At 40.2% G+C, this 14,094-nt stretch carries 12 protein-coding genes; 8 read left to right on the top strand and 4 right to left on the bottom strand.

Annotated features, from left to right (window positions below):
* Positions 1-104 precede the first annotated feature (104 nt).
* The 8 genes from radA to EKM98_RS03405 all read left to right on the top strand — a co-directional run bounded on the left by radA (position 105) and on the right by EKM98_RS03405 (position 8,942).
* A complete protein-coding gene (gene radA, locus EKM98_RS03440) occupies positions 105-1,475 on the top strand; it encodes a DNA repair protein RadA (RefSeq protein WP_125980553.1) in 1,371 nt (456 codons plus the stop codon).
* 92 nt (positions 1,476-1,567) lie between these two features.
* A complete protein-coding gene (locus tag EKM98_RS03435; RefSeq protein ID WP_125980551.1) occupies positions 1,568-2,704 on the top strand; it encodes a PIN/TRAM domain-containing protein in 1,137 nt (378 codons plus the stop codon).
* A gap of 123 nt (positions 2,705-2,827) precedes the next feature.
* Positions 2,828-4,318, top strand: a complete 1,491-nt coding sequence (gene gltX / locus EKM98_RS03430) for a glutamate--tRNA ligase (protein WP_125980549.1) — start codon at positions 2,828-2,830, stop codon at positions 4,316-4,318.
* 507 nt (positions 4,319-4,825) lie between these two features.
* Positions 4,826-6,235, top strand: a complete 1,410-nt coding sequence (gene cysS / locus EKM98_RS03425) for a cysteine--tRNA ligase (RefSeq protein WP_125980548.1) — start codon at positions 4,826-4,828, stop codon at positions 6,233-6,235.
* Positions 6,235-6,660: a Mini-ribonuclease 3 gene (locus EKM98_RS03420; protein ID WP_125980546.1), complete on the top strand. Its 426-nt coding sequence runs from the start codon at positions 6,235-6,237 to the stop codon at positions 6,658-6,660. Before cysS ends, EKM98_RS03420 begins: the two co-directional genes overlap by 1 nt.
* Positions 6,638-7,438 (top strand): 23S rRNA (guanosine(2251)-2'-O)-methyltransferase RlmB, encoded by an 801-nt coding sequence (gene rlmB, locus EKM98_RS03415; protein ID WP_125980545.1) that lies wholly within the window; start codon positions 6,638-6,640, stop codon positions 7,436-7,438. Before EKM98_RS03420 ends, rlmB begins: the two co-directional genes overlap by 23 nt.
* A complete protein-coding gene (locus EKM98_RS03410; RefSeq protein WP_125980543.1) occupies positions 7,435-7,968 on the top strand; it encodes an NYN domain-containing protein in 534 nt (177 codons plus the stop codon). Before rlmB ends, EKM98_RS03410 begins: the two co-directional genes overlap by 4 nt.
* Positions 7,969-8,369: 401 nt before the next feature.
* On the top strand, positions 8,370-8,942 hold the full coding sequence (locus EKM98_RS03405) for an RNA polymerase sigma factor (protein WP_164512655.1): 573 nt from the start codon (positions 8,370-8,372) through the stop codon (positions 8,940-8,942).
* 295 nt (positions 8,943-9,237) lie between these two features.
* Here EKM98_RS03405 and EKM98_RS03400 read toward each other — a convergent pair whose 3' ends face one another.
* The 4 genes from EKM98_RS03400 to EKM98_RS03385 form a co-directional block, all read right to left on the bottom strand.
* A complete protein-coding gene (locus EKM98_RS03400; RefSeq protein WP_068223025.1) occupies positions 9,238-10,218 on the bottom strand; it encodes a polyprenyl synthetase family protein in 981 nt (326 codons plus the stop codon).
* Positions 10,205-10,813, bottom strand: a complete 609-nt coding sequence (locus EKM98_RS03395) for a Gx transporter family protein (protein ID WP_125980541.1) — start codon at positions 10,811-10,813, stop codon at positions 10,205-10,207. The genes EKM98_RS03400 and EKM98_RS03395 overlap by 14 nt, the downstream gene beginning before the upstream one ends.
* A 13-nt stretch (positions 10,814-10,826) precedes the next feature.
* Positions 10,827-11,231: a NusG domain II-containing protein gene (locus EKM98_RS03390; protein ID WP_068226184.1), complete on the bottom strand. Its 405-nt coding sequence runs from the start codon at positions 11,229-11,231 to the stop codon at positions 10,827-10,829.
* 144 nt (positions 11,232-11,375) lie between these two features.
* A complete protein-coding gene (locus tag EKM98_RS03385) occupies positions 11,376-13,346 on the bottom strand; it encodes an NAD(P)/FAD-dependent oxidoreductase (RefSeq protein ID WP_068223030.1) in 1,971 nt (656 codons plus the stop codon).
* Positions 13,347-14,094 lie beyond the last annotated feature (748 nt).

Below are 14,094 nucleotides of genomic sequence, written 5' to 3'. Positions count from 1 at the left end.
TAACAAGCAGCCATTTACTTTCAGTTGTTGATTAAACCAATGCAACAACTATTTTTTAAATAATTTTTGAATGAAGCAGTAATGTCGTAGAAAGGGGCTATTTTGTGGCAAAACAAAAAACACAATATGTTTGCCAAAGCTGTGGCTATATTTCACCACGCTTTTTAGGCCGTTGCCCAAACTGTGGGGCCTGGAATCAGATGGTTGAAGAGTTAGTTGCGGCTAAAAAGCCGGTGGCCAATGCTCAGACTAATTTGGCGGGTAAGGTGTCTAAGCCGGAATTAATGAATCAAGTTAACATTGAAAAAGAACCACGTATTAAGACGAAAATGGTTGAATTAAATCGCGTACTGGGTGGTGGAATTGTTCCTGGTTCTTTAGTGCTGGTTGGTGGTGATCCGGGGATTGGTAAATCAACTTTGTTACTCCAGGTTTCTGGTCAATTAAGTGAGTTAGGTGAGCGGGTACTTTACGTTTCCGGTGAAGAAAGTGCCTCGCAAATTAAAATGCGCGCCGGACGATTAGGCGTTTCGGGGCAAGGTCTGTATTTATACCCGGAAACGGATATGGTCAGTATCAAACAACAGATTAATGAACTGAAGCCAGCCTATGTCATTATTGATTCAATTCAAACCATGCAAGAACCAGAATTAAGCTCAGTTGTCGGTAGTGTTTCACAAGTTCGTGAAGTTACCGCTGAGTTGATGAAATTGGCTAAGCAAAACCAAATCACGATTTTTATTGTTGGTCACGTCACAAAAGATGGTTCAATTGCGGGTCCGAAAATACTGGAGCACATGGTTGATACAGTTTTATACTTTGAAGGCGATCGGAACCGAACCTTCCGAATTTTACGGGCAGTTAAAAATCGCTTTGGATCAACTAATGAAATTGGTATTTTTGAAATGCGTAATGGCGGCCTACACGAAGTTAAAAACCCCTCGGAGATTTTTCTTGAAGAACGACTAGAAGGAGCTACAGGATCGGCAGTAGTTGTATCATTAGAGGGAACACGACCAATTTTAGTTGAAATTCAGGCGTTAGTGACGCCAACAGTTTTTGGTAATGCTAAGCGAACCACTACTGGGCTTGACCATAACCGAGCGGCCTTAATTATGGCAGTACTAGAGAAACGGGCTAATCTTATGTTGCAGAATCAGGATGCTTATTTAAAGGCCGCCGGTGGCGTTAAGCTTGACGAGCCAGCAATTGACTTAGCAATTGCGGTTAGTGTTGCTTCATCATACCGCGATAAGGAAACGAGACCAACGGATTGCTTTATTGGTGAAATTGGCTTGACTGGAGAGATTCGGAGCGTTAATCGAATTGAACAGCGAATTAAGGAAGCAGCTAAGCTTGGCTTTAAACGTGCTTTTGTACCGCGCAATAATATGAAAGATGTTGAAGTTCCTAAGTCAATTCAGATTATTACTGTCACGACAATTGCGGAGGCCTTGAAAAAAGCATTTAGTTAGAAAAATTTGACCAGCTTTTATCCTTGTAACGTAATGGCCAAGTGGCTCTAGCAAAAATAGTTTTGGAACACACCTTGGAAAGGAGGAATATTATGCGTAAACGAATTGTAACTATTCTATTAGTTTTAATTGGTGCCTCACTGGGAGCAACTGCTCTACCAATTTTATGGCAAATAACTGGTCTGGTCCAAGTTCATTATTTAAATAACGTAGTGACTGACCTGTTAATCGGGGCAGCACTGTTTTACCTGCTATCATTCGCAATTACCGGACCTATTGTTCGTTTAGCCGATCAATTTTTTAAACGAACGGAGAGCTTTATTAGCAAACAGTCACCAGTTTATGTTTTATTCGGCAGTATTTCGACGATTATTGGCCTAATATTGGCTAACATCATTTCGATTCCATTGTACCGAATGAACTTTTTTGTATTTAACACGGTGGCACCAATTATTATCATGTTAGTTTTAGGCTATTTAGGTTTTCGAGTTGGAACAACCCGAACTGAAGATTGGCGTAAATTATTTCAGTCACGGGGAAAGAAGCAAGTTATTGAATCTCCAGATGATAAAGTTTTGGAACGTAAGGTTGACGATAACTTTCATAAATACAAGATTTTAGACACCAGCGTTATTATTGATGGCCGGATTTATGAGATTGCCAAAACGGGCTTCCTTGAAGGAACTTTATTAATCCCCAATTTTGTGCTGCATGAATTGCAGCTAATTGCTGATTCGGCGGATTCGCTAAAACGGGCCAAAGGTCGGCGGGGATTAGATATTTTAAATGATCTTCAAAAGACTGATGCAATGCCAGTTGAAATGTATGATGGCGATTTTGAGGATCTAACTGAGGTCGATGGTAAGTTGATTAAACTGGCCAAATTATTGGATGCGATTGTGGTAACCAATGATTTTAACCTGAATAAAGTGAGTGAATTTCAAAATGTTCCGGTTTTGAATATTAATGAGTTAGCAAATACATTAAAACCAGTAGTTATCCCTGGTGATGGAATGACCGTCACGGTTGTTAAATCAGGAACTGAGCGCCAACAAGGAGTTGCCTATTTGGATGACGGAACTATGATTGTTGTTGAAGACGGGCAATTCTACATGAATAAAAAGTTAGAGGTTATTGTAACTAGTGCCTTGCAAACAGCGGCTGGGCGAATGATTTTTGCTAGGCCGGCACATGCACAAAAAGGGATTCGCGAAAAGAACAAAGACTAGGCTGTATTTCCCGGGAAATAAGAAACGGGTACCTTTACAAGTAACTAACTAAACAGGTACAATAAAAGGGCAATTGCGGCCAGAATATGGGACCGCAAAATTAAAAAAGAGGCGGGAATTAAATTGGCAGACAAACAAATTCGCGTGCGGTATGCACCGAGTCCGACAGGCCACTTACACATCGGTAATGCCCGAACAGCATTATTCAACTATCTTTTTGCACGACATAATAACGGGAAGTTTATTATTCGGATTGAAGATACGGATACAAAGCGGAACGTTGAAGGCGGCGAAAAGAGTCAGTTAACGATGCTAAAATGGCTTGGGATTGATTGGGATGAAGGTCCTGACAAACCAGGTGATGTTGGCCCATACCGGCAATCAGAACGTAAAGAGATTTACCTACCATTGATTCAAGATTTACTTGATCGTGGCTTGGCTTATGAATCTTACATTACTGAGGATGAACTAAAGGAACAACGTGAGGCTCAAAAAGCACGCAAAGAAATGCCGCACTATGAAGATGAATATGCAGGCCTAAGTGCTGAAGAAAAGCAGGCTAAGATTGATGCCGCTAAGGCCAAAGGGGTTACGCCAGTTATTCGTTTTCACGTTCCTGTTCATAAAAAATACGAATTTGAGGATATGGTAAAGGGTCACATTGAATTTGATTCTGACTCCATTGGGGGCGATTTTGTCATTTTAAAGCGTGATGGCATGCCAACTTATAACTTTGCCGTCGTTGTCGATGATCATTTGATGAAAATTAGTCACGTTTTGCGTGGGGATGATCATATTGCTAATACGCCAAAACAATTAATGATTTACGAAGCCTTTAATTGGGAACCACCAGTTTTTGGCCACATGACCTTAATTATCAATACGTTGACTGGTAAGAAGTTATCTAAGCGTGATGAGTCAACTTTACAGTTTATTGAACAATACCGTGAATTAGGTTATTTGCCAGAAGGTATGTTTAACTTCATTACTTTACTTGGCTGGTCGCCAGTTGGGGAAGATGAGATTTTTACCCAAAAGCAATTAATTAAGATGTTTGATCCTAATCGCTTGAGTCGCTCGCCAGCCAAATTTGATGCAAAGAAGTTAGAGTGGGTTAACAATCAATACATGAAGAAGACTGATGATAGCCGAGTAACGGACCTAGTTCTGTATCAATTGATCAAAGCTGGCCGTTTACCAGAAAATCCGGATACAAAGACGATTGAATGGGCACGGATGCTTACTAGTTTGTACCATGACCAAATGAGTTATGCGGCCCAAGTTGTTGAAGAATCAGATGTTTTCTTCACTGAGCCACCGGCACTTGATGATGATGCTAAAAAAGAATTAGCGGTTGAATCAGCGCCAACTGTTTTACAGCATTTTGCAAAATTGGTTAAGGAAATCAAAATTTTTGATGCCACTGAGATTAACAACGTTATCCAAGCAGTTCGTAAGGAGACCGGCGTAAAGGGACGGCAATTGTACATGCCAATTCGGATTGCCACAACTCGCGAAATGCATGGGCCCCAGATTGCTGAATCCATTGAATTACTCGGCCGTGAGAAAACGTTACACCATTTAGAAGTAACGTTGAAGGAATTGACCGACTAAAATACTGATAATTTTAGTGATTTATAAAGGAATGGGACAAAAGTTAGTTTTGGGTTTACTACGTAGTATAAACTAATCTAATAACAGTACTATCGGTGTTGAATTAGCTGTAGTTGGACGCGTGAACCCGGACTTTTGACGCCCGTTCTAGTGTAATACTTGGAAAGAATAAGAGGTTGGGGGTAAATCCCAACCTCTTATTCTTTATTACAGGGCTAATGCTAGCTGGTTTTTGCTGAGTGTCCCAATCAATTTAGCGAGTATGCGTTGGAAGGAACTGTTGCTTGTTGTCCCAACACGGTTAACACGTCTTCAGAGATTAGTTCATAATAACGATTGAAGGCTACAATGATTCATTATGGTTAAAATTGACGCAATGAATTCATAATTTGAATACATTTTAAAACACTCGTTGAGAAATAATTGGCATCGGCCGGGACACCTAGTATGATAAGGGTATAGTTATTTTAATCGCTAATGCAGTCGTTAAAAGGGGGAACAACCTAAATGATTAAAGTTTTTAATACTTTAACGCGTGAAAAAGAAATATTTAAATCAATCAAACCACATCAAATTAATATGTACGTTTGTGGGCCAACCGTTTATAACTACATTCACATTGGTAATGCTCGTTCTGCGGTTGCCTTTGACACAATTCGTCGTTATTTTGAGTATCGTGGTTATAAAGTTAATTACGTCTCTAATTTTACCGATGTGGACGATAAAATGATCAAACAGGCTAAGAAAGATGGAATCACTGTACCAGAATTAGCGGATAAATTTATTGCCGCCTTTATGGAAGATACTAAGGCGTTAAATATTGAACCGGCCACTCATCATCCACGGGCGACAGAAAATATTAAATCAATTATTGATTTCATTGAAGTTTTAATTGCTAAAGACTATGCGTATGAAACGGCCGGTGATGTTTATTACCGGGCGCGGAAGTTTAAGCATTACGGTGAACTGTCTGATCAAAACATTGATGAGTTAGAACAAGGTGCCAGTGAGCACGTTAATGATGAAGAAACTGCACGCAAAGAGGACCCTGTTGATTTTGCTTTATGGAAGGCCGCAAAGACTGACGAGATTTCATGGCAATCACCCTGGGGAAATGGTCGTCCTGGCTGGCACATTGAGTGTTCAGTAATGGCTACTAAGTATTTAGGCGAGACGATTGATATTCATGGTGGTGGTCAGGATTTGGAATTTCCCCACCATGAAAATGAAATTGCGCAAAGTGAGGCTAAAACAGGTAAGAAATTTGCTAATTATTGGATGCACAATGGGTTTGTAACAATTGGTGATGATGACGAAAAAATGAGTAAGTCGCTGGGAAATTTTGTGACCGTTCATGATTTAATTCAAAAGGTTGACCCCCAAGTTTTGCGCTTTTTTATGGCAACAACTCAATATCGGCGGCCGATTCGTTATAGTGATAGCACAGTTAATGAAGCCGCAAATAATCTGACTAAGCTGCGCAATGCCTTTGGTAATTTAAATTATCGGTTTAAAGACGCTATTGAAGGTGACATGGCCCAATCAGTAGCCAAACAACTTAAAGAGCTGGAAGCTAAGTTTATCACTGAGATGGATGATGATTTTAACGTCCAAAATGGTATGACGACTGTTTATGAACTGGCCAAATTAATAAATGTTTACACGGAACAGCCCCAAGTGACTAAAGCAACCTTGATGCAGTTACGGGATGCGTTTATTTCTTGGTTGCAGATTTTTGGTGTGCACTTTAAGGCCGCTGGTTTATTAGATGCTGAGGTCGAACAACTTATTGAGGATCGCAACACGGCCCGCACTAATAAGGATTATGCGCGCAGTGATGAAATACGTGATGAATTAAAAGAACAAGGAATTGCGCTGGAAGATACGGCGCAAGGAACTCGTTGGCGGAGGATATAATGGATAATCAAACGGACTATAATCAGTTAAATGGAATTGCCCTAGCGTATGTTGGCGATGCAATCTATGAAGTATACATTCGGCGGCGTTTGCTGAGCCTTGGTTTTACTAAACCAACTCATTTACAGCACCAAGCAACTCACTATGTTTCGGCCAAGGCACAAGCGGCCTTGATTAGTTTAATGTTGGAGCAAAAAAAATTAACGGATGAAGAGCTAACTTTTTATAAACGTGGACGCAATGCGAATAGTCACACCCACGCTAAAAATACGCGGGTAACCACTTACCGCATTTCGACTGGCTTTGAAGCAGTAATGGGTTACCTCTACTTAAGTGAACAAAAGAAACGCCAGGATCAACTAATTGGTTGGTGTATTCAACAAGTTGAAGGGGGTAAAACACGTGAAACCAGAACAAACGTCTAAAACGGCACGGGAGCCACAAACGGACGCCAGTGATTTTGTTATTGGCCGGCATGCTGCCGCTGAAACACTTAAAACCGAAGGGGCTAAGCGGGTTAACAAAATATTCCTGCAAGAAGGTATGAAGGCTGATGCGCTTTATGATCTACAAAAATTGGCCAAGAATCTTCGAATTCCCGTTCAGTTGGCACCCAAAAATAAACTAGATACTTTAAGTGATCGCGGTAACCATCAGGGTGTCGTTTTGGCAATTTCACCGTTTGCCTACGCGACAATTGATGATCTTTTCGCTAAGGCGGAGGCAAAAAAACAACCGCCATTTTTCCTAATGTTGGACAATATTGAGGATCCACACAATTTAGGTTCAATTATGCGAACGGCCGATGCAGTCGGTGTCCATGGCATCATTATTCCAAAGCACCGAGCGGTTGGCCTAACTAGTACGGTAGCCAAAACCTCCACGGGAGCAATTGAGCATATTCCAGTTGTCCGGACGACTAACCTGGTTAATACCGCTAAAGAATTGAAACAGCGGGGAATGTGGTTATTTGGTACGGACATGGCCGGTACTGATTACCGTAAGTGGAATGCTAAAGGGGCGATCACAATTGTCATTGGCAACGAAGGTAAAGGAATTTCGCCATTACTAAAGAAAGAAATGGATGAAATTGTCACCATTCCAATGATTGGCCACGTTCAAAGCCTTAATGCTAGTGTGGCCAGTGCGCTATTACTTTACCGAGCGTTTGACGTCAAGCAGGTTGCTGGTGAATTATCATGATGCATGAAATTCTGATTGTCGATGGCTACAATGTCATTGGTAATTGGCCTGAGTTAGCCAAGTTGAAACAAGATGATCATTTGGCAGATGCTCGTGATCAGCTATTGGCGCAGTTGGCAGAGTATCGCAAGTATGAAGAGGCGCGAATTATCTTAGTTTTTGATGCGATGTACGTGCCTGGGATTACCCAACGTTATGATCAATATAACTTGGAGGTCGTTTGGACTAAAGAGGATCAAACGGCCGATAGTTACATTGAAAAAATTGCTGGTGAATTGAATAATCGTTTGACGCAAGTGACAGTTGTTACTAGTGATCAGGCTGAGCAGTGGACTGTTTTTTCTCGGGGTGCGATTCGCATCTCTTCTCCAGAATTCAAGAAAGTGATTCAACAAACTAAATCCGCAATTTTGCGGGATGCTCAGCATTATCAAGATGTTGCATTGCGCCGGCGCTCGCCTTGGAATAACCAACAGCTATTCCGTCTGGAAAAGTTACGGGATGAATTGTCGGACGATAAAGCAGACTAGGTCGTGTCTGGAGGGTCACAGGAACTTAGGCCTTTTCAAACTACGATCTAAGCATCGAAAACTACGGCTTTAACTTGCTAAATTTTGGTTTGGTTCAATCGCCAACGACAGTAAGTTACTGCCTATTTAGTTACACATGATCCTAAATACTTATTAAATGGATCGAGCGACAGTGTTTTTTTAAATATATTTAGACCAAATTAGTCAGGAAAATATTAGTGTAAATTATTTTAGAATCCAGCCCTAAGTGAACTAATTATCGATTCTGTTTCGTCGTGAGTTTAACGTCTGACTAGTTGCTAAATTAATAATTAAATCAGGGAAATTAAACATCCGTTCGCTTGTGAAGCGCTCTCCCAATTGCTATTCTAAAGACATGCTTTCGTTCGTCTGGTATGCTTATGACCAGTTTAGACGATGTTATTCGAGTAGCCGCCAGTGGCAATTCTGACGCTCTAGAATGGCTTTTTAAAAAATATTTACCATTATTGAAATCTTTACAGCACCGCTATTATTTAAGGCTTTACGACTATGACGATTGGTGTCAAGAAGCACGTCTTATTTGTTATCATTCAGCGCAACAGTACGATCATAATAGTCACCTCAGTTTTGGGCGTTTCTATCAAATGCAGTTGCAGCACCACATCATTAATTTAATTCGACGTCAGTTGGCACAAAAGCGTCAGGTTGACCGATTGCAAATTCCAGTAGAGCAGGTTGATTTAGAGAATGCTTACTTGAAAAAGTCATTATTACGACCATTACCTAGTGATTGGGCAACGATTAATTGTGATTTAATTCAGTATTGGCAGAGCTTATCAAAATTTGAACAGCGCGTTATGCTACTGGTGTTAGAATCGACTGAGATTCCTGCTATCGCAAAACAGATAGCTTGTACAGAAAGTCAGGTGAATTGTGCAATTGCGCGTTGCCGGACCAAATTACGGCGCTATTTGTATCAAGGAAGTAGCTGAGCCCAGAATTTATCGGTTCAAAGACACTAGATCAATTAGAAAATGTTGTTAAAAATATTTTCTGAATCTGGTCTAGATTACTGATCCGTTCAATTAATTTAATCATAGTTAAACTAAAAGCGATTAACGCCGTCAATAGGGTGGGGATCGCTTTTAGTTTACGGTTTTATTTGAATAGTAGTATTTTCTGGCCAATTAAATTACACCAAACTAAAAACGACTAAAGTGAAGTTGAACGCTCATGATTTGTAAAAAAACAAATTGCGGGTTTTATTTCACATTAGTCGTTTTAGTTTTAGAACTGGCGCTGTAACAATTGTTTTGTTAAGCGTAACAAGCTTGCTTTAGCCGGTATATCAGGTAATTTATTTAAGCCTTTCAATGCTTTGTCCGTGTAACTAGCGGCCAAAGCGTGGGCCTTTTCAAGTCCAGAATATTGTGTCACTAATTTTGTGACAACATCAATGTCTGCCGCAGTCATGTTAGCCCGTTTTTCAAGGTAAGGAATAAATTCACCTTGGTGCTGATCTAGAGCTAATAGTAGGGGCGCAGAGTAGACACCCTGGCGAACGTCCTCTAATACTGGCTTGCCAAGTGTGGCGGTTGATTGGCTATAATCCAGTAGGTCATCCATGATCTGAAAAGCCATTCCAATGTTAAGACCAATCTTTTGACATTGGCGGGAAAAGCTAAGGCTGTTACCACTTTCATAAGCTCCAACAAAACAAGCTAAACCAAAAAGTTGGGCCGTTTTACCTTGGATTTGCTTAAGGTAGTCATCAATGGTCATTTCATAATTGTAGCGCATTCGCTTTTGGCTTAATTCGCCGTTCAAAATTTTTTCCATACCTTGGGCATTTTGACGGATACTGCGAAGGTCACTTGTGTGGTTCGCTAATAGTTGAAAACAAATCACAAATAGATAATCACCGGCGTAGACCGCGACATCCTGACCAAAGCGGGCCTGGATAGTTGCAATATTACGTCTTGTTAGTGCACGATCGACAACGTCATCATGAATTAGCGTGGCAGTGTGCAGGGTTTCAATTGAGGCGGCCAACGCAACCATTTTTTTATCGTCGACTGGCTTAAATTGACTGAATAATAAACAATAAGCTGGCCGTAATAATTTGCCACCGGAATTAATCATATCAAGAATTGCTTCAGTAACTGCTCGATCATCAGTATGAATATGTTTTTTCATTAAGGCTAGTACGGCAGTTAAATTTGGTACCAGTTCAGGGTATTGCTGCCACATGGGGTTAATTTTCGTCATAGTGGGACTCCTTTTGCGCGTAGTGGTGCTGCCGTTTCTGGTGGGGACGTCGTGTTTGTTTTAGGTGTTGATAATTATCTTTTAAATAATTTAGCGTTGTAACGTGTTCAAATAAATAATTTGCGGCAATGCCAATTGCAACGCCCGCTAAAATTCCGATAAACGAAAGCACAGGTAAGTAGAGCATTACCGTCCAACTTTGCGCAATTAGGCTAGCCACTAGTAACTGCCCAACGTTATAAAGTAGGCCACCAGTTGCTGAAATACCAATAATACTAACGCGTGTTGGTCCCAATTGTTTTACAAGCAACATACCAAAATAACTGAAGATTGCACCGCTTATACTGTAGAGAAAGGTGGATAAAGTGCCACCTAATATTGCGGTTAAAATGAGCCGCATCCATAGTAATAGAAAACTATCATTAAATGACATGGTGAATAATGAAACGATAGTGATTAAGTTGGCCAAGCCTAGTTTAGCGCCAGGTGCGAATGAAAAAGGAAATGGAATCATTCGTTCTAGTAAACCAATAACGACCCCCTGGGCGACTAAAAGGGCGATATAAACGTACTTTGCAATTTTAGGTTGTGTCATTTTTTGACCTCGATCATTCTGTGACCAAACCGCCCTGAGTTGTTGAACCCTGATTAGTTTTGATCTCAACCAGTAATTTATGGGGAAGACAGACAATTGTTTGTCCAGATTTACTTATCCAGCCACGCTTTACGCAAATTTGATCACTACAATTAGCATCAGTGATGGCAACCTTATCATTCTTAAATACGATTTTATTATAATCACCATTCGCGGCCCGGTAGGTATAAGTTGTTGTTCCGCGGTGGTTAGTTAGTTTTAATTTGTAAATTTGTTTGCCATCATGACTGACAACGGCCGTTTTAACTGGGATGTTGGCGGCGGCAGTATTTCGTTCATGAATTGAAAAAATCGCCAATGGTGTAAACGATAGGATAATCAGGAACACAATAATAATAATGTCCCAAGGTCTAAGCATATTTAAATATTTTTTCGACAAATTTCGTTTCTTACTTGCCAAATCGCCACTTCCAGCCCGTTGAGTTTCATTTCATAAAAAGAATGGTCCTAGGCTAAAGAATACCCTAGAACCATTCTTCCTGCAATGACTACTTGACTAATACTATTTTTGTGGACCGTTGTAGAGCGGTTTGAGATCGCCATACCACCAGTGACCCAAATGCTTTTGTAACCACGGAACAACCCAGTAATCTAAACCAAATGATCGTCCGGAACCGTTCATCAAGGCTAAGGCAACGAAAGGCATCCAAATATTAACCCAGTAGAACATACCTGAAAGGCAGAAGACAGCAACTAAACCAATAGTGGCCGCGTTAGCTAACCAAGTAAATAAACCGAAGAGAATACAAAATGCAATCCCAATTTCAACAATGGTCATAAATTCCTGCATAAATAAAGCAGTTGATTTATTTGGCATGAAGAACTTCGTAATGCTTTCATACCATTTTGGTAAATGCTTGAAGACCATCATTGGTTGCTTACCATAGTCATATGATAAACTGAAAAATTCTTTGGGTGTTGCAGGTGTTGTAGAAGCAGCAGCCTTAACAGCAGTTTTAGCAGTTGAAGCGGCCTGTGAAGCACCAGTAGTTGTTGATGAGGCAACACTGCTAACAACCTTTTTGGCTGCAGAACTAGCAGATGAAGCACCACTAGTAGCGGCTGAAGCAACCTTAGGATATAACCAAGTAAATGGTAGCCGTAACTTGCCGCTAAACCAAGAGCCTGAACCTTGAACCTTTGACCAACAATCAACTAACCACATTGCGGCGTAGAAGATTCGTAAAGGAACACTCCATAAAACGTTACCGTAACGTGAAATGTGACCCCAGAATGGTGTCCGGCCATTACGATTACGGAAGAATTCATGCATACTGTACTGGTAGAGATAGTAACCAGCAAAGGTTTCAATGAAGTAAAGTAAGTTGATCAAATGTTTCATGATTGTTGCAAACCAACCACTTAAATGAATGTGCTTGAAGACAACGGCCACACTATAATGCGAACCGATTGAAATGACTGAACCAGAATAGCTAGATTTCATAGCCTTTGGTGTTGTGCCATTAACAGCGGCAACAATGCTTTCGGCCGCTGCATTACCAGTTTGTTCAGCTGCTTCAACAAGCTGTGGTGTACCGCGATCACCTTCATTGGTGTTTAACGATAAATCACCGGCAACATAAGTGTTCTTGTATTGATTTGATTGCATATATTTGTTGGTGATTAACCGACCGGCACGGCCAGTTTCCATATTGTAATCACTAGTATCAGTATTAGCTTTCAAACCAGCAGTCCAAACAACCGTCTTCGTTGGAATATGGGTGCCATCTTTCAAAGTCATGTCATCAGGGCTAACTTCAGTAATTGGAGCCGCAGTCTTAACGTCGACGCCTTTACGTTGCATATATTTCAAAGCAAGGTCAGCGTCAGGACGATCAAACATGTTTAAAATCGTTGGAACAGCTTCATCCAAAATTAAAGTGATTTCTTTTGGATCAAGATGGTTTTCTTTGGCCAAAATAGGGCGCCAATCAATTAATTCACCCATTGTTTCAACACCAGTGGCACCACCACCAACGACAACGAAGGTTAACAATGCCTTACGTTTGGCCGGATCATGTTCAATTGCACCTTGAGCAACAGATTTTTCAAAATGCTCCTTTAAGGCAACTGCGTCTTCCAATGACCAGAGCATATGGCCATATTTCTTAACGCCAGGTGTACCGAAATCATTTGGTTCGGCACCCATTGCCAAAATAAGGTAATCAAATGAGTATGAACCGTGTTCTGTTGTAACAACGTTCTTATCGTGATCAACGTTAGTAACGTTATCAGTCACGAGTGAAACGTTCTTTCTATGTGCAAACAAGCGGCCGAGGTCGTACTGGACTGCTTCTTTTGGTACACGATCGGTTGCAACTTCATGCAACTCAGTCATATACGTCATGTAAGAATGGCGGTCAATCAGTGTGATTTGTACGTCGGCATTCTTCTTGAATCGTTTTGCTAAGCGTCTCGTTGCAGCAACGCCGGCAAAGCCAGCACCTACAACGACAACATTTTTCTTAGCCATATTAACACTTCCTAAAGTATAGAATAATAAATTCACAAATAAATAAGTTCATGACTATTGTCAAATAAATTATACAGAAAAGAAAACGCTTTGTCCATGCCATTTACAAAAAAATGAAACGTTTCCTTTTGTGATTTAATGCGTTTTTAGTTTATTCATAGAATTAACTTAAAAATAGCACTAATTGTTTGGTTTGTCACATATTAAAAAACGCTTCGAAACTAGCTTTTGCGAAAAGTTGCATTAAAGTTAACTTAAACTTGTTAAAGCAGTGTTGTCGCTACTAGTAAACTTGTAGTTTTTTATTTTTTTAATCAAAAAATAGGTAATTTATTGGTTGGTTGTGTAATTCTTAATTTCAATTTAGAAACCAAATATTTTTTTGAGGTATTTTTCATAAGATTATTTTTTTAAGGTCACTTGATAGTCATTGATGTTTTTATTCTGACTACTTTGCGTAAATCAGTGTTGCTAGATTTACGCGAAGTAGTTTAAACAAAGTTAGTCGTTAGAATTTTTGCGAATAGGTCGATTGTGTATTTTTATAATTAGGTTGGTTGGAGTAGCAATGGATTGAACTCCCAACGTATTAGTCAGATAAATACTATTAAAGCCTTTTTCAAACATGGTCTAGTTTTAAATTGTGGTTGCGTACTTGATCCGGCTATGGTGTAATTAAAAAGGTCAGCCGGTTGTTAGTACGAATTTGCATGGTAATGTATTTCTTGGTGTGTGGTTAGCGCCGCTT

It is taken from the genome of Loigolactobacillus iwatensis, from assembly GCF_003950295.1.
Classification (GTDB): Bacteria; Bacillota; Bacilli; order Lactobacillales; family Lactobacillaceae; genus Loigolactobacillus; species Loigolactobacillus iwatensis.
The sequence above is the reverse complement of the archived record's forward strand: the minus strand, read 5'-3'. Positions and strand labels throughout refer to the sequence as shown.